At 63.2% G+C, this 14879-nt stretch carries 17 protein-coding genes and 1 riboswitch; of the genes, 9 read left to right on the top strand and 8 right to left on the bottom strand.

Annotated elements, in window-relative coordinates:
* Positions 1 to 3 precede the first annotated feature (3 nt).
* Positions 4 to 78, top strand: a riboswitch (S-adenosyl-L-homocysteine riboswitch).
* Between the two features lie 102 nt (positions 79 to 180).
* The 4 genes from ahcY to WA904_RS02920 all read left to right on the top strand — a co-directional run bounded on the left by ahcY (position 181) and on the right by WA904_RS02920 (position 4255).
* Positions 181 to 1614, top strand: a complete 1434-nt coding sequence (gene ahcY / locus WA904_RS02935) for an adenosylhomocysteinase (RefSeq protein WP_425195630.1) — start codon at positions 181 to 183, stop codon at positions 1612 to 1614.
* Between the two features lie 141 nt (positions 1615 to 1755).
* Positions 1756 to 2751 carry a TlyA family RNA methyltransferase gene (locus WA904_RS02930; RefSeq protein WP_425195629.1) on the top strand — a complete coding sequence of 332 codons (996 nt, stop codon included), beginning with the start codon at positions 1756 to 1758 and terminating at the stop codon, positions 2749 to 2751.
* A gap of 8 nt (positions 2752 to 2759) precedes the next feature.
* Complete coding sequence (gene metF, locus WA904_RS02925) at positions 2760 to 3587, top strand: methylenetetrahydrofolate reductase [NAD(P)H] (protein WP_425195628.1); 828 nt, start codon at positions 2760 to 2762, stop codon at positions 3585 to 3587.
* A gap of 158 nt (positions 3588 to 3745) precedes the next feature.
* Complete coding sequence (locus tag WA904_RS02920) at positions 3746 to 4255, top strand: septal ring lytic transglycosylase RlpA family protein (protein WP_425195627.1); 510 nt, start codon at positions 3746 to 3748, stop codon at positions 4253 to 4255.
* A gap of 134 nt (positions 4256 to 4389) precedes the next feature.
* On the opposite strand, the gene WA904_RS02915 is transcribed toward WA904_RS02920, so the two are convergent.
* The gene (locus tag WA904_RS02915) at positions 4390 to 4878 is read right to left on the bottom strand and encodes an N-acetyltransferase family protein (protein WP_425195626.1); all 489 of its coding nucleotides are present in this window, start codon (positions 4876 to 4878) and stop codon (positions 4390 to 4392) included.
* A gap of 70 nt (positions 4879 to 4948) precedes the next feature.
* On the opposite strand from WA904_RS02915, the gene WA904_RS02910 reads away from it, so the two are divergent.
* A complete protein-coding gene (locus WA904_RS02910; RefSeq protein ID WP_425195625.1) occupies positions 4949 to 5479 on the top strand; it encodes a BON domain-containing protein in 531 nt (176 codons plus the stop codon).
* 6 nt (positions 5480 to 5485) lie between these two features.
* Here the strand turns inward: WA904_RS02910 and WA904_RS02905 are convergent, their stop codons facing one another.
* The gene (locus WA904_RS02905) at positions 5486 to 5764 is read right to left on the bottom strand and encodes a hypothetical protein (RefSeq protein ID WP_425195624.1); all 279 of its coding nucleotides are present in this window, start codon (positions 5762 to 5764) and stop codon (positions 5486 to 5488) included.
* Positions 5765 to 6079: 315 nt separating this feature from the next.
* On the opposite strand from WA904_RS02905, the gene WA904_RS02900 reads away from it, so the two are divergent.
* From WA904_RS02900 to WA904_RS02885, 4 genes are read left to right on the top strand one after another with little or no spacing between them, the layout of a single operon-like run.
* On the top strand, positions 6080 to 6703 hold the full coding sequence (locus tag WA904_RS02900) for a GbsR/MarR family transcriptional regulator (RefSeq protein WP_425195623.1): 624 nt from the start codon (positions 6080 to 6082) through the stop codon (positions 6701 to 6703).
* 2 nt (positions 6704 to 6705) lie between these two features.
* Positions 6706 to 8223 carry a cytochrome ubiquinol oxidase subunit I gene (locus WA904_RS02895; protein WP_425195622.1) on the top strand — a complete coding sequence of 506 codons (1518 nt, stop codon included), beginning with the start codon at positions 6706 to 6708 and terminating at the stop codon, positions 8221 to 8223.
* Positions 8216 to 9247 carry a cytochrome d ubiquinol oxidase subunit II gene (locus tag WA904_RS02890; protein ID WP_425195621.1) on the top strand — a complete coding sequence of 344 codons (1032 nt, stop codon included), beginning with the start codon at positions 8216 to 8218 and terminating at the stop codon, positions 9245 to 9247. Before WA904_RS02895 ends, WA904_RS02890 begins: the two co-directional genes overlap by 8 nt.
* Positions 9248 to 9250: 3 nt before the next feature.
* Positions 9251 to 9667, top strand: coding sequence for a hypothetical protein (locus WA904_RS02885; RefSeq protein WP_425195620.1), 417 nt, complete (start codon positions 9251 to 9253; stop codon positions 9665 to 9667).
* Between the two features lie 168 nt (positions 9668 to 9835).
* Here WA904_RS02885 and paaE read toward each other — a convergent pair whose 3' ends face one another.
* The 6 genes from paaE to WA904_RS02855 form a co-directional block, all read right to left on the bottom strand.
* Positions 9836 to 10954 (bottom strand): 1,2-phenylacetyl-CoA epoxidase subunit PaaE, encoded by a 1119-nt coding sequence (paaE, locus tag WA904_RS02880; protein ID WP_425195619.1) that lies wholly within the window; start codon positions 10952 to 10954, stop codon positions 9836 to 9838.
* A 125-nt stretch (positions 10955 to 11079) separates the two neighbouring features.
* A complete protein-coding gene (paaD, locus tag WA904_RS02875) occupies positions 11080 to 11580 on the bottom strand; it encodes a 1,2-phenylacetyl-CoA epoxidase subunit PaaD (RefSeq protein ID WP_425195618.1) in 501 nt (166 codons plus the stop codon).
* Entirely contained in the window at positions 11580 to 12371 is a 792-nt protein-coding gene (gene paaC, locus WA904_RS02870) for a 1,2-phenylacetyl-CoA epoxidase subunit PaaC (RefSeq protein ID WP_425195617.1), read from the bottom strand. Before paaC ends, paaD begins: the two co-directional genes overlap by 1 nt.
* On the bottom strand, positions 12368 to 12661 hold the full coding sequence (gene paaB / locus WA904_RS02865) for a 1,2-phenylacetyl-CoA epoxidase subunit PaaB (protein WP_293594372.1): 294 nt from the start codon (positions 12659 to 12661) through the stop codon (positions 12368 to 12370). The genes paaC and paaB overlap by 4 nt, the downstream gene beginning before the upstream one ends.
* Complete coding sequence (paaA, locus tag WA904_RS02860; RefSeq protein ID WP_425195616.1) at positions 12658 to 13659, bottom strand: 1,2-phenylacetyl-CoA epoxidase subunit PaaA; 1002 nt, start codon at positions 13657 to 13659, stop codon at positions 12658 to 12660. The genes paaB and paaA overlap by 4 nt, the downstream gene beginning before the upstream one ends.
* Before the next feature lie 108 nt (positions 13660 to 13767).
* A partial coding sequence (locus WA904_RS02855) for a serine/threonine-protein kinase (RefSeq protein ID WP_425195615.1) occupies positions 13768 to 14879 on the bottom strand: 1112 nt, incomplete at its 5' end.

Raw genomic sequence — 14879 nt, 5'->3', positions numbered from 1 at the left:
CGGCTTCCTGAGGAGCGTTGCAACCCACGACATGTGGTCTAGGCTCAGGACTTTCATCTGCAACCACGCTCACCCGCATGTGCTCTCAAAGCCGGGTGAGACAACAGACTCCCCGCCGATTTGAAGCCATGCGGCCGTGGCTATTTTGCCGAATTGAACCCTTGATTTTGGAGATACCCCATGAACGCCGTATTGAAACCCGCTGCTGCCGACCACGTGATTGCCGACATTTCGCTTGCCGCCTGGGGCCGCAAGGAACTGAACATTGCCCAGACCGAAATGCCCGGCCTGATGGCCATTCGTGAAGAGTTTGCCAAGGCGCAGCCGCTGAAGGGCGCGCGCATCACCGGCTCGCTGCACATGACCATCCAGACCGGCGTGCTGATCGAGACGCTGCAAGCCCTGGGTGCCGACGTGCGCTGGGCATCGTGCAACATCTTCTCCACGCAGGACCACGCCGCCGCAGCCATCGCTGCCGCCGGCACGCCTGTGTTCGCCATCAAGGGCGAAACCCTGGCCGACTACTGGGACTACACCCACCGCATCTTCGAATTCAGTGGCGCCAAAGGCACGCCCGAAGAAGGCCCGAACATGATCCTGGACGACGGCGGCGACGCAACGCTGCTGATGCACCTGGGCACCAAGGCCGAAAAAGACGCCAGCCTGATCTCCAAGCCCGGCAGCGAAGAAGAAATCTGCCTGTTCAACTCGATCAAGGCCAAGCTCGCCATTGACCCGACCTGGTACAGCCGCCGCCTGAAAAACATCGTCGGTGTGACCGAAGAAACCACCACCGGCGTGCTGCGCCTGAACGAAATGTCCGCCAAGGGCACGCTGGCCCTGCGCGCCATCAACGTCAATGACTCGGTGACCAAGTCCAAGTTCGACAACCTCTACGGCTGCCGCGAATCACTGGTTGACGCCATCAAGCGCGCCACCGACGTGATGGTCGCCGGCAAGGTGGCCTGTGTGGCCGGTTACGGCGACGTGGGCAAGGGCTCGGCCCAGGCCCTGCGTGCACTGAGCGCACAAGTGTGGGTGACCGAGATCGACCCCATCAACGCCCTGCAGGCCGCGATGGAAGGCTACAAGGTCGTGACCATGGAATACGCTGCCGACAAGGCCGACATTTTTGTGTCCGCCACCGGCAACAAGAACGTCATCACCTATGACCACATGGCCAACATGAAAGACCAGGCCATCGTCTGCAACATCGGCCACTTCGACAACGAAATCGACGTTGCTTCGCTCGAAAAATGCACCTGGGAAGAGATCAAGCCGCAGGTTGACCACGTGATTTTCCCGGACGGCAAACGCATCATCCTGCTGGCCAAGGGCCGCCTGGTGAACCTCGGCTGCGGCACCGGCCACCCGAGCTTCGTGATGTCGTCCAGCTTCGCAAACCAGACCATTGCGCAGATCGAACTGTTCACCAAACAGGCTGATTACCAAGTGGGCAAGGTCTATGTGCTGCCGAAACACCTCGACGAAAAAGTGGCGCGCCTGCACCTGAAGAAGGTCGGCGCGATGCTGAGCGAACTCAGCGATGAGCAGGCTGCGTACATCGGTGTCAGTAAGGCTGGCCCCTACAAGGCCAATACCTACCGCTATTGATTCGGGCTACTGCGCGACCCGATCTCGGCGTTGCGGGTCCCGATCAGGCAATCCTCATGCACCTGAAGTGCATTCCGGTTGCCTGCCACCCGCGCCTTGATATCGGGGCGCTCGCTACGCCCTTGCGGCTGCAGGAGATTCATGCGCGCTGACTTATTCCTCGTCGAACACGGCCACGCCGCCACCCGGTCCCAGGCCCAGCGCCTGATTGCTTCGGGTGTGCAGTGGCGCGCCGAGGAAAGCGCACCGTGGAAAAAAGTGGCCAAGAACGGCGACGAAATTCCTGAGGACGCCGAGCTGCAGATTCTGGACACCACCGAAGCGAAGTACATCTCGCGCGGCGGGCTCAAGCTGGAAGGCGCACTTAAAAGCACCGGCCTCAGTGTGGCCGGCCTGCGCTGCCTGGACATCGGCCAATCGACCGGCGGTTTCACCGACTGCCTGCTGCAGCAGGGCGCTGTGCAGGTGGTGGGCGTGGACGTGGGCCACGGCCAGCTGCATCCCAGCCTGCGCGATGACCCGCGCGTGGTCTGCATCGAGGGGCTCAATGCCCGCTCCATGACGGCTGACGACCTGGTAGCGGGCCACGCCCACGAGACGAGCGATGACGCATTTGACGATGAGGCATTCGACGACGAAGAAGAAGGCGAGGCCATCGAGGCCGGTTTCGACTTCCTGACCGGCGACCTGTCGTTCATCTCCCTCACGTTGGTGCTGCCGGCCGTGGTGCGCCTGCTCAAGCCTGGTGGCAACCTGCTGATGCTGGTCAAACCCCAGTTCGAACTGCAGCCCGGCCAGATCGGCAAGGGCGGCATTGTGCGCGATGCCGTGCATTTCGAATTTGTGGAAAAGCGTTTGCGCGATGCCTGCGCTGCCCTGGGGCTGGACGTGAAAGCCTGGCTGGCATCGCCGATTGAAGGCGGCGACGGCAACCGCGAATTTTTCATCCATGCGGTCAAAGGCCATGACAATGCCGGTGAGGCGCAGCCACTGCCCGCCGCACCGCAGCGCAAGGCGCCCAAACGCCTGCCGCGTGCGGCCATGCGTGAGCCGCATGAAGACCCGGAAGCCGCCCACGCCGGCCAGCCCGGCCCGGCACGCGGCAAGCGCCGCGACAAGAAAACCGACAAGGATTGAGGTTGGCAATGAATTTCCCCATCAGCTTTGAATTTTTCCCGCCCAAAACGCCTGAAGGCGCCGACAAGCTGCGCCTGGCGCGCAAGGCGCTGTACGCGTACAAGCCCGAGTTCTGCTCCGTCACCTTCGGGGCCGGCGGCTCCACGCAGGACGGCACTTTCGGCACCGTTGGCGAGATCCTGAAAGAGGGCGTTGACGCGGCCTGTCATTTCTCATGCGTGGGCGCGACCAAGGCGACGGTGCGCCAGCAGCTCGCTGCCCTGCAGGCCATGGGCGTGAAGCGCCTGGTGGCCTTGCGCGGCGACCTGCCCAGCGGCTACGGCGCCGGCGGCGAGTTCCATTACGCGAGCGACCTGGTGGCTTTCATCCGTGAATTCACGGGTGATGCTTTCCACATCGAAGTGGCGGCCTATCCCGAGATCCACCCGCAGGCCAAATCGGCCGATGCCGACCTGCAGGCGTTTGCCGCCAAGGTCCGGGCCGGTGCCAACTCGGCCATCACCCAGTATTTTTTCAACGCAGACGCTTACTTCCGTTTTGTCGATGACGCGAAGAAGATGGGCCTCGACGTGCCTGTTGTGCCCGGCATCATGCCCATCATCAGCTCCACGCAGCTGATGCGGTTTTCCGATGCCTGCGGCGCGGAAATCCCGCGCTGGATCCGCTTGCGCCTGCAAGGCTTTGGCGACGACCTCGCTTCCATCAAGAGTTTTGGCCTGGACGTGGTGACCGACCTGTGCGAGCAGCTGCGCAGCGCCGGTGTGCCCGGCATTCATTTCTACACCATGAATCAATCTCAGGCGACGGTGGAAATCTGCAAGCGGCTTGGGAGCTGAATGTGGTGCTGATCCACCTGCGCTGGGCTATCCCCGCAAGCGGGGCCCCACGCTTCGGTGTCTCACCATGAACCAATCCGGAGCCACGACTGAAATCTTGAAGCGGCTTGGGAGCTGAATGTGCGTCGCTTGCAGAAGGCCTGACATTGGGCGGCACCATGCGTAAAGGCGTACTCCGGACCCTGATCACGACCAGCCTGTTGGTGCTGTCATCAGGCTGCACAACGCCACCTGCGTCCGACACCACGCCTTCACCAGCCCCCGGTGCTGCCCGACCGGCTGCCAGGCCACCCGCTGAGGCAGGTGGCACGACCGAACCTCCTCCCGTTGCCGTGCCGTTGCTGCCGGCCGATGCGGCGCTCAGGGAGTTCGAGCGGGGCAAAGCCTCCTGGTATGGCTCGCGCTTCAACGGACGCCGTACCGCCAGTGGTGAGCGCTACAACATGCATGAACTGACGGCGGCGCACAAGACGCTGCCTTTCGGGACACTGGTGCGTGTGCGCAGCCTGGTCAACGGCAAGGAGGTGGACGTGCGCATCACCGACCGCGGACCCTTCAGCCGCGGCCGCGTGATCGACCTGAGCCGCGCGGCAGCCGAGGCGCTGGGCATGCTGGGCCTGGGCGTGAAGGACGTGCTGCTGCTGGTGCCGGCGTCCACGCCGCCTTGACCGAAACGCCGCCTTCACCGGCCCGCTGAAACAGTCGCCCAGGGGGATGGAACGGCGAGGACGCGTTTCATGCATCAAATCAGCTTCCAGCCCTTATAGGGCGGGCGCAAGCAGCTCCTGAATACATAGCAATTTCATGGTGATGCAGAAGGCAGCACCATGCGAAAGCTGAAACCATGGCGCTCAAAATCCAGCGAGTCGTAAAACGCATGTGCCTTATCGCGTTTGAGGTTGGATGACAGCGCAAGCTTGTAACAACCGCATTCGGCGGCCAGCGCCATGGCATGGCGCATCATCGCCTTGCCGATGCCCTGGCCATGCGCAGCGGGGTCCACCGCCACGTCTTCAACCACCGCCGATGGCGCACCCAGGTGGCCGAGGTTGTCCATGATGAGCAAGGCAAAGGTGCCGGCCACGCGCTTCTCCACCAGGGCGACATAGAGTGTGTAGTTGGGGTAACTTGCCATGCGCTCCCAGATACAGGTGGCGTCCGGCAGGGCAAGAACATCGCCGTCGTCAATGTCGGGCTGGGCGTAGAGGCGCAGCACAGCAGGCAGATCGGACTCGAGGGCGGGGCGCAGGGTCAGCGAATTGTTCATGGCTGCACTTTTCATGGACAGCATGTCGGTGAGATGACAAGTCCACGCCCTTGCCGTGAAAACCCGCTATCGTGGCGTGTCACGGGAGATAAACATGAAACTTCGCGGCTGGGTTGTTTTGTTCGTCGGGTTGGCAGCGCTGCCCTTTGCTGTGCTTGCGCAGGAAAAATTGAATGCGCCACAGGAGCGCGGGAATCACTTCAACGATCCTTTCCTGCAAGTGACCTCCGCCATGTCCGGCTGCCCCGTGCCCGAAGGCCCGATGTTCACGCAGCAACAGGTGCGCGCCGAGGCGCATGTGCGGGCCCAGCACGGCGGCAGCTGCTTCCGCTCGGGCCGCTGCCGCCTGCCCAACTCCTACCTCTACGACAGGGAGATCATTCCCCGCATGGTCAGCTACCTGCAGCAGGACGGGCGCTTCAACAACACCAGCGTCTGGGTGCTCGGCGAGCGGCGGCTGGTGACGCTCATGGGCTGTGTGCAGACGCAGGAACAGGCCAGGGCGATGGAACAGGCCGTCATGCTGGTCGATGACGTCATGGGCGTGGTCAACTACCTGAGCGTGGGCACCACCGCCAAGCCGAAATACGGCGTCGCGCCGGTGGAGCCCAAGCCGGCCCGGTGAACGGCTTCAGTCGTTGGTGTCCCGCGCCTGGAACTCGATGCCCCCGATGTAGGGGTACAGCAGGTTGTAGAGCCAGCACCCGATCACCACCGACAGGTAGCCGATCACCAGGTACATGACGGGAAACGCCAGAACCGCCAGCGCCGGCATGCCCATGCCCCGGGGCGTGAAAGCAGAGGCGATCAGCATGAAGGGAACCACGAAGACCAGGGAACTCACAGCCATGAGCACCGCAAAAACCTTGGCGTTCTGGTGCGGGGAAAAGCGTTCGATCTGTTTTTTCATGATGCGGCGCCTCCGTACGCCTGGGGTTGATCAAGGGAAAGGGCACTCCAACGGGATGCCGCCAGAGATTGTGCCTGCCGGAAGCAGTGCCAGGCCGGTCCTGCCGCGAAACAATTGTCGATCCTGTCTGCTATGTTTGTGATAGCTGCCGGCACCCGCTGGCAAAGGGCTGTGGTCGGATTTTGTATAAGGAATTCTGCCTTTTTCATGACCTGCCCAAAAGGATGCGGGGAATGCGAATAGCCGGTCGCCAGCAGAAAAATCTTTAACTTACTAGAATTTCAGTAATTCCTGAAATTTCAGTAAATGACTGCCATGAACCTCACCCCTCTGACCCAGCGTTTTGTCCTGCACTTCGGGGAAATGGGCAGCCGCTGGGGCATCAACCGCACGGTGGGGCAGATTTACGCGCTTCTGTACGTGTCGCCGCGTGCCCTCAATGCAGACGACATTGGCGAGGCGCTGGCGTTTTCGCGCTCGAATGTCAGCATGGGCCTGAAGGAGCTGCAGTCCTGGAACCTGGTGCGCCTGCAGCACCTGCCCAACGACCGGCGCGAGTATTTCCAGGCCCCGGAAGACGTATGGGCAATCTTCCGCACGCTGGCCGAAGAGCGACGCAAGCGCGAGATCGATCCCACCCTGTCCATGCTGCGCGATGCGTTGATAGAGCAGCCTTCGGCGCCTGATGACATCCACGCGCAGGCACGCATGAAGCAGATGCACGACCTGATCGAACTCATGACCGGCTGGCTGGCCGATGTGCAGAAGATGGATCCGGCCACGCTGGTCAAGCTGATGAAGATGGGGGCCAAGGTGCAGAAACTGCTGGAAGTGAAAGACAAGGTGGCCGGTTCGGTCAGGGCGGGTTTGACAGGGCGCCCGGCACCGGACACAGTGGAAGCGCAGCCTGCCAACACGCTTGACGACAACCGGAGCTGACGATGGATGGACTTGACGCATTCCTGCTGGCGCGCATTCAGTTTGCGGCCAACATCACCTTTCATATCCTGTTCCCGACCATCAGCATCGCGCTGGGCTGGGTGCTGCTGTTTTTCAAGCTGCGTTTTGTCAAAACCAAAAAGCAGCACTGGATGGACGCCTACCAGTTCTGGGTGAAGGTGTTTGCGCTGACCTTTGCGCTGGGCGTGGTCAGCGGCATCACCATGAGCTTCCAGTTCGGCACCAACTGGCCGGGCTACATGAACACCGTGGGCAACATCGCCGGGCCGCTGCTGGCCTATGAAGTGCTGACCGCGTTTTTCCTGGAAGCCACCATGCTGGGTGTGATGCTCTTCGGGCGCGAGCGGGTCAGTGAACGCGTGCACACACTGGCCACCTTCCTGGTGGCCGCCGGTACCACGCTCTCGGCGGTGTGGATCCTGGCGCTGAACTCCTGGATGCAGACGCCGGCCGGTTTTGAAATGATAGAGGGCAAGGCCCATGTGACGAGCTGGCTGGCGGTGATCTTCAACCCGTCGTTCCCTTACCGCCTCACGCACATGCTGCTGGCTTCGGGCCTGACGGTGTCTTTCCTGGTGGCGGGGCTGTCGGCCTACCGCTGGCTGAAGCAGGACCGCGGCGCCGACGTGCAGGCCGCCCTGCGCACGGGGGTGTACCTCGCAGCCTTCCTGATTCCGTTGCAGATCATTGCCGGCGACCTGCACGGGCTGAACACGCTGGAGCATCAGCCGGCCAAGATCGCCGCGATGGAAGGCATCTGGGAAACGCAGAAAGGCGCGCCCGCCGTCTTGTTTGCGCTGCCCAATGCAACAAGCCGCAGCAACGATCTTGAAATCTCCATTCCCAAATTCGCGTCGTTCTACCTCACCCACGACTGGAACGGCGAGATCAAGGGCCTCAACGATTTCGAAGGCAAACACCCGCCGGTGGCGCCGGTGTTCTGGGCCTTCCGCATCATGGTCGGCGTGGGGGTGCTGATGCTCCTGGTGAGCTGGCTCAGCGTCTGGCAGCTCAGGCCCTGGGCCCCCACGCTTGTCGCTTCGCGTACTACGCTGCCCCCCGGGGGGGCGCTGCGCCTGCGGGCCGGCGAAGCCGGACCCGCGGCCCCGGCTGGTGAAGACGGAGTCCCTGCGCTGGCCGTGCGGGAAATGAAGCCGTGGCTCCTGCGCGTGTTGGTGGGCATGACCTTCTCCGGCTGGGTGGCGCTGGTGGCTGGCTGGTACGTGACGGAAGTCGGGCGCCAGCCCTGGCTGGTGTCGGGTGTGCTGACTTCTGCTGACGCCGCTTCCCGGGTGCCGGCGGCACAGATCGGTCTGACGCTCACGCTTTACCTGCTGCTGTATGCCGTGCTGATCACCGCCTATGTGTCGGTGCTGTTCTACCTGGCGCGCAAGGCCCCGACCCCGCACGCGGACGTGCCGCTCGAAGCGGCGCAGCCGCTGGAGCAGCAGCTCAATCCCGTCAACTACCCGGAAAAGGAGGGGCATCCGAATGTATGACTTCATTCCCGACCTGAGCCAGCCTGCCGGCTGGATGCCGATTGTCTTCATGGGTGTGATGGGGCTGGCCATGCTGGCCTATGTGGTCCTGGACGGCTATGACCTGGGGGTGGGCGTGCTCATGCGGCGCGCCAGCGAGGACGACAAGGACACCATGATCGCCAGCATCGGCCCTTTCTGGGATGCCAATGAAACCTGGCTGGTGCTGGGCATCGGCATCCTGCTGACGGTATTTCCGCTGGCGCATGGCGAAATCCTGGGCGCGCTTTACCTGCCGGTGGCGCTGATGCTGGTCGGTCTGACGTTGCGCGGCGTGGCCTTCGACTTTCGTGTCAAGGCGCGGGCGCGGCACAAGCCGGCCTGGAACCGCGCTTTTTACGCCGGCTCGCTGCTGGCAAGCTGGAGCCAAGGCTACATGCTGGGCGCACTCATCACCGGTTTTGCCGGCGACATCTGGTCCATGCTCTTCAGCGCGGCCATCGGGCTGGCGCTGGTGGCCGCTTACTGCCTGCTGGGCGCGGGCTGGCTCATCATCAAGACCGAAGGCGCGCTGCAACTGCAGGCCGTCCAATGGGCGCGCGGGAGCCTGTGGTTCACCGCGGCGGGCATTGCAGCCATTTCGCTGGCGACGCCGCTGGTCAGCCAGTCCATTTTCGACAAGTGGTTTGCTTTTCCCTACATCGTGCTGCTGCTGCCGATTCCCCTGGCGACACTGATCCTGCTGCTGGTCATAGGCCGCAGCCTGCGCCGCCTGCCGGTGCGGCTGGCACAGGGCAACGAATACGGGGCCTGGGTGCCGTTCGGTGCCACAGTGGGTGTCTTCCTGCTCGCTTTTTACGGGCTGGCCTACAGCCTGTTCCCCTGGCTGGTGATCGACCGCATCCATCTCTGGCAGGGCACGACCTCGCCCGGCTCCATGGGGGTGATCCTCGCCGGTGCGCTGGTGGTGTTGCCCATGATTGTTGGTTATACAGTGTTTGCCTACCGCGTGTTCTGGGGCAAGAGCACAACGCTGAAGTATTAAGCCTTGACGAAAATAATCCCGGATGCGCCGGAACGGGAGGGATTGTATGATCGGCAGATTTCCCGCACGACTGCACCATCACCCGCCATGAGAGCACAGGCCAAATACAACGCATCACTTATGTCCGCTGCCAGTTTGTCAGACGCACAAAAGCGGGCCGCGGAAGAGAAATTCGTGGAGGTGCTGGAACACACTTTCGGCGGCGGCTCGGCCGTGCGGGGGGCCTATTGCGAATGGCTGGCTGCGCGCTCCCTGCTCGCCGAGAATCCCTTCGAGGTTAGCGCTCCCGAAGAACTGCAGGCCATCGCCCGCTGGGAACAAGCCGCCGAAGCAGCCACCCGCTCGGTGTTCCGTCAACTGAAAATTGGCGAGACCGGCGCATTTTTTGAACTCCACGTCTGGAATTCGAGAACCCACTGAGGCCACCATCCGTTGCGTGCTCGAAGCACGGAACAGGATGAAAACGGGTGTGGGAACAACATCCCCTTCAAGCAGGGGCCGCGGATCTGGCTTCGCCAGTCCGCAGGCGCAGCGGCCCCCTCGGGGGCAGCGCAGTACGCAAAGCGACAAGCGTGGGGGCCTTATTACCTACCGGTCATCGTAGCTGATGCTCACGCGCTCGCTCAGCGGCCGGGCCTGGCAGCTCAGCACAAAGCCTTTGTCCACTTCCCAGCTTTCCAGCGTGAAGTTCTTCTCCATGGCCACCTGTCCCTCGAGCACCTTGGCGCGGCAGGTGCAGCAGACGCCGCCCTTGCAGCTGTAGGGCAGGTCCAGCCCGGCGGCCAGCGCGACGTCAAGCACGCGTTCGTGTGCATGCATGCGCAATTCGTGCGCCTTGCCGTCAAGCTGCACCGACAGGCGGATGGCACCGGCGGAGCCGCTTTTCTTCAAGCCATTTTGACCTGTAGCCCTTGTTCCAATTGTGCTGGCAGCTCCTGAATTAATAGCAGCTGAAGGCTGCGCACTGGTGGTGAAGCGTTCGGCATGAATGCGTTCCCGCGGCACGCCGGCGGCCAGCAAAGCCTGCTCGCAGCCTTCAATCATGGCTTCGGGGCCGCAGACAAAAGTCTCGTCGATGCCGGCAGGCGGGATCAGGGTGGCCAGCAGTTCGCTGACCTTGGCCGCGTCCAGCCGGCCGTTGAACAGTTCAACTTCCTGCGACTGGCGTGAGAGCAGGTGAATCAGTGTCAGCCGTGCGGGATAGCGGTCTTTCAGGTCCTGCAGCGCTTCGTTGAACAAAATGCTGCCGGTGCGCTGGTTGCAGTAGACCAGCGTGAAGGTGGCCTCCGGCTCATCCGCCAGGGTGCTGGCAATGATGGACAGCAGCGGCGTGATGCCCGAGCCGGCCGCCCAGCCGACGCGGTGTACGCCGCCCTTTAGCCGGGGGGTGAAGCGGCCTTCCGGCGGCATCACCTCCAGCGTGTCGCCGGGCTGCAGCTGTGTGGCCCAGTTGGAGAAGACACCGCCTTCGACCGGCTTGATGCCGACTTCGATGTCATGGTCGGCGGCCAGGCGCTGCGTGCTGCTGCAGATCGAGTAGCTGCGGCGCACTGATTCGCCGCCTATCGTCGCTTTCAGCGTGAGGAACTGTCCCGGCGTGAAGCGGTACATGTCCTGTAACTCGGGCGGAATGGCGAAGCTGACGGCCACGGCCCCGGCCGCTTCTGGCGTGACGCGGGAAATATTGAGTGAATGGAAATAGGACATCGCAAGAATGGGTTTTCGGTTTGCTCTTTACCAGCCAGGGCCGCGGAACCGGCTTCGCCGGGCCGCAGGCGCAGCGGCCCCCTCGGGGGGCAGAGAGCTACACGGAGTGAGCGAACGTGGGGGCATCAATAACTTTTGAAATAGTCGAAGGGTTCCAGGCAGTCCAGGCACTTGTACAGCGCCTTGCAGGCGGTCGCGCCGAAGTGCGAGGTTTCGGTGGTGTTGGCCGAGCCGCACTGCGGACAGGCCACAGCCTCAGCCGCCTGATGCCGGGGCGCGAAGCGGATGACCTTGTCGCTGCCGAGCGTGGTGGTGTGCGGCGGCGCAATACCGTAGCTGCGCAGCTTGGCCTTGGCGGCCGCAGTCATCCAGTCGGTGGTCCAGGCCGGCGCGAGCTGGGTGGTGATGCGCGCAGTGAGCTGGTGCTGCGCCAGCGCGGCGCGAATGTCGTCCTCGATCTGCCCCATGGCCGGGCAGCCGCTGTAGGTCGGCGTGATGATGACCTCCACGCCATCGCTGACGTGGCGTACGTCACGCAGAATGCCGAGCTCGCGGATGGACACCACCGGGATCTCCGGGTCGGGCACGGCTTCGAGCACGTCCCAGACCTGTTGCAGGGTGTTCATCACCAGCGAGCGTCCGGATGGGCGCGTGCCAGGCTTTGCATCTCGGCCAGCAGCGGTGCCAGGTGGTCGCTGTGCTGGCCGTTCTTGCCCTGCGGCAAGTTGCTGCCAGGGGCCGGTCGCTGCAATCCGGCTTCCTGCAGGGCCTCGTTGACGAGATCGTCCCAGCGGCCTTGCAAGGTGGCGGAGTCCATGGCGAAATTTTCCGAGGCAGCTATCTTTTCGATAGCTGCCTGCGCCCAGAATTCGGCGGTGTAAGGCAATAAATGCTTCAAGGCGGCCTGGACCCGGGCGTGTGACTCGGCGGTGCCATCGCCCAGTCGGACCAGCCAGTCGCGCGAGTGGCGGAAGTGGTAACGCACTTCCTTGAACGACTTGCCCGCAATGGCTGCCAGCTGCGCGTCCTTTGATTTCTGCAAGGCTTCCCACAGCGGCAACATCAGCGCGCTGTAAAGGAAATTACGGACGATGGTCACTGCGTAATCGCGGCTGGAAGCATCGGACGCATGGGGGAGTTCGAGCAGCGTGTAGTTGCGGAACGTGTCAGGGCCACGGAAGTAGGCCAGCGAATCTTCCGTTGCGCCATCGCCGGCCACGACAGCCGCGTGCTGGTACAACATGCGCGCCTGACCGATCAGGTCCAGGCTCATGTTGGCCAGCGCAATGTCTTCCTCCAGCACCGGGCCGTTGCCGCACCACTCGGCGTTGCGCTGGCCGAGCACCAGCGCGTTGTCGGCCAGGTGCAGCAGGTAGTCCAGCGGGGCCGTTCTAGCAGGAGCTTCAACTGTATTCACATGTGGCCCACTTCGTCAGGGATCTCATAGAAGGTCGGGTGCCGGTAGATCTTGTCGGCCATGGGCTCGAAAAACGCGGCCTTGTCGTCGGGTTCGCTGGCGGTGATGGTGTTGGATGGCACCACCCAGATGCTTACGCCTTCCTGGCGGCGGGTGTAAACGTCGCGCGCCATCTGCAGCGCCTGCTGCGCATCGGCGGCATGCAGGCTGCCGCAGTGTTTGTGTTCCAGCCCCTGCTTGCTGCGTACGAACACTTCCCAGAGTGGCCAGTCGTTGTGTGTGTTGCTCATGCTGCTTCCTTCATCTGGCGGGCTTTCTGTTTGGCCGCATGCGCCTGCGCGGCATCGCGCACCCACTGGCCACCTTCATGCGCCTTGACCCGGTTCGCCAGGCGCTCCTTGTTGCACGGCCCATTGCCATTAACCACGGCCCAGAAATCGTCCCAGTCAATCGCGCCGTAGTCATGCTGCTGGCGCGCTTCGTTCCATTTCAGGTCGGGGTCGGGCAGGGTCACGCCCAGCACCGCGGCCTGCGGCACGGTGGCATCGACAAACTTCTGGCGCAGATCGTCGTTGGAAATGCGCTTGATACCCCAGCGCATGCCCTGCGCGCCGTTGGTGCTGTCGGCATCGGGCGGACCGAACATCGCGAGCACCGGCCACCACCAGCGGTTCACCGCGTCCTGCACCATGGCGCGCTGTTCGGGCGTGCCCTGCATCTGCACCATCAGGCTTTCAAAGCCCTGGCGCTGGTGAAAACTTTCTTCCTTGCAGACGCGGATCATGGCGCGTGCATACGGGCCGTAGGAGCAGCGGCAGATCGGCACCTGGTTCATGATCGCCGCGCCGTCGACCAGCCAGCCGATCACGCCGACATCGGCCCACAGCAGCGTCGGGTAGTTGAAGATGGAGCTGTACTTGGCCTTGCCGGTGTGCAGGGCATCGAGCATTGCGTCGCGGCCCACGCCCAGGGTTTCGGCGGCGGAATACAGGTAGAGGCCATGGCCGCCTTCGTCCTGCACCTTGGCCAGCAAAATCGCCTTGCGTTTGAGCGAGGGCGCGCGCGAAATCCAGTTGCCTTCGGGCTGCATGCCGATGATTTCGCTGTGTGCGTGCTGGCTGATCTGGCGCACCAGCGTGCGGCGGTAGGCCTCGGGCATCCAGTCCTGCGGCTCGATTTTCTGGTCGGCGTCGATTTTTTCGTCGAAGCGGGTTTGCAGCGCGTCAGGGGCGGCTGCGACCGAAGCTGACGCCGACGCGTCGGGCACGTCGAGTGATTGTGTGTACATGTCTTGTCTCCTGTCGCCCGTACTGCAGAACGGTGATGAACCGCAGTATAGCAATTAACCGACCGATCGGTCGGTTAATTGTTGAACCGGGCGTAGGGGGGGGCTTTTTCAGGCGGCTTGGGCCAGGTCCGCCAGCAGGGCGTCGGCCGACGCATAACGGTCGTCAGGGTTCTTGGCCATCAGCCGGTTCACGATGGGCTGCAGGGCGGCGTGCGCCGCGGGCAGGTCCGGTGTGTCGGCATGCAGGTGTTTGGCCAGCAGCGACTCCAGGGAATCCGCAACGAAAGGGCGCGTGCCGGCCAGCATTTCGAACAGCATGACGCCCAGGCTGTACAGGTCGGAGCGCACTGTCACGGCCTTGCCGCTTACCTGTTCGGGGCTCATGTAGTAGGGCGTGCCGACCACGTCGCCGTGCCGCGTCTGGGTCAAGCCCAGGCTTTCGGCCTCAAGCATGGACTTGGCGATGCCGAAATCGGCCAGCGCCACCGAACCATCGCTACGCAGCATGACGTTTTCGGGCTTGATGTCGCGATGCACGATGCCGTGGCTGTGGATGGCGGCCAGCGCCAGGGCCAGCTGCCGACCCACCGTCAGCGCGCGTTCCCGGGTCATGCCGGGACCGAACAGGGCGCGCAGGTCGCCGCACTCGAAATATTCCATCGCGATGTAGGCGTGTTCGTCGCTGAAACCCTGATCGTGGATGCGGATCACGTGCGGGTGGTTGATCTGGCTGAGCAGCGCATATTCCTGGATGAAACGCACCAGGTGCTCCGAGGCTTCCTTGCCGCGCGAGTCCAGCACCTTGAGCACGATCGGCAGGCCGTCGGCTTCGCGTTCGGCCAGGTAAACCTCGGTCATGCCGCCCGCGCCGATTTTTTTTGTGACGCGGTAACCCTTGAGGCGTACCGGTTCGGCATCGTCTTCGAAGCGCTGGCCTTTCAGCGCGGCCAGCTTGGACTGCAACGCGTCCTTGACGGCCCGCGCGGTGATGTCGGAGTTGGTCCGCACCGCTGCGCTGATTTCCTCGGCCCTTTCGGTCAGGCTGGCCATGCCGTGGATCTTGTCGTCCATGCCGGTCACCAGGCCGGTGATTTCCAGCACGTCCAGGGTCAGCTGTTTGCCGGGCACGGCCAGCGTGTCCTGGGTTCCCGTCTGGATGCCGGAACCCGCGCCGGCGAAGACGGCCCGGCTGGCCAGCACGGTCCAGCCCCGCTCGCGCG

The organism is Polaromonas sp. (assembly GCF_049790275.1).
Classification (GTDB): Bacteria; Pseudomonadota; Gammaproteobacteria; order Burkholderiales; family Burkholderiaceae_C; genus Polaromonas.
This window is presented reverse-complemented; position numbering and strand designations above follow the sequence as displayed.

Excerpts from the sequence above, each read along its gene's own strand:
- paaE (WP_425195619.1), bottom strand. The coding sequence starts at position 10,954 with ATGTCCTATTTCCATTCACTCAATATTTCCCGCGTCACGCCAGAAGCG.
- ahcY (WP_425195630.1), top strand. The coding sequence starts at position 181 with ATGAACGCCGTATTGAAACCCGCTGCTGCCGACCACGTGATTGCCGAC.
- WA904_RS02915 (WP_425195626.1), bottom strand. The coding sequence starts at position 4,878 with ATGCTGTCCATGAAAAGTGCAGCCATGAACAATTCGCTGACCCTGCGC.
- WA904_RS02910 (WP_425195625.1), top strand. The coding sequence starts at position 4,949 with ATGAAACTTCGCGGCTGGGTTGTTTTGTTCGTCGGGTTGGCAGCGCTG.
- paaB (WP_293594372.1), bottom strand. The coding sequence starts at position 12,661 with ATGAGCAACACACACAACGACTGGCCACTCTGGGAAGTGTTCGTACGC.
- metF (WP_425195628.1), top strand. The coding sequence starts at position 2,760 with ATGAATTTCCCCATCAGCTTTGAATTTTTCCCGCCCAAAACGCCTGAA.
- WA904_RS02890 (WP_425195621.1), top strand. The coding sequence starts at position 8,216 with ATGTATGACTTCATTCCCGACCTGAGCCAGCCTGCCGGCTGGATGCCG.
- paaA (WP_425195616.1), bottom strand. The coding sequence starts at position 13,659 with ATGTACACACAATCACTCGACGTGCCCGACGCGTCGGCGTCAGCTTCG.
- WA904_RS02930 (WP_425195629.1), top strand. The coding sequence starts at position 1,756 with ATGCGCGCTGACTTATTCCTCGTCGAACACGGCCACGCCGCCACCCGG.
- WA904_RS02905 (WP_425195624.1), bottom strand. The coding sequence starts at position 5,764 with ATGAAAAAACAGATCGAACGCTTTTCCCCGCACCAGAACGCCAAGGTT.
- WA904_RS02895 (WP_425195622.1), top strand. The coding sequence starts at position 6,706 with ATGGATGGACTTGACGCATTCCTGCTGGCGCGCATTCAGTTTGCGGCC.
- paaD (WP_425195618.1), bottom strand. The coding sequence starts at position 11,580 with ATGAACACCCTGCAACAGGTCTGGGACGTGCTCGAAGCCGTGCCCGAC.
- WA904_RS02900 (WP_425195623.1), top strand. The coding sequence starts at position 6,080 with ATGAACCTCACCCCTCTGACCCAGCGTTTTGTCCTGCACTTCGGGGAA.
- WA904_RS02920 (WP_425195627.1), top strand. The coding sequence starts at position 3,746 with ATGCGTAAAGGCGTACTCCGGACCCTGATCACGACCAGCCTGTTGGTG.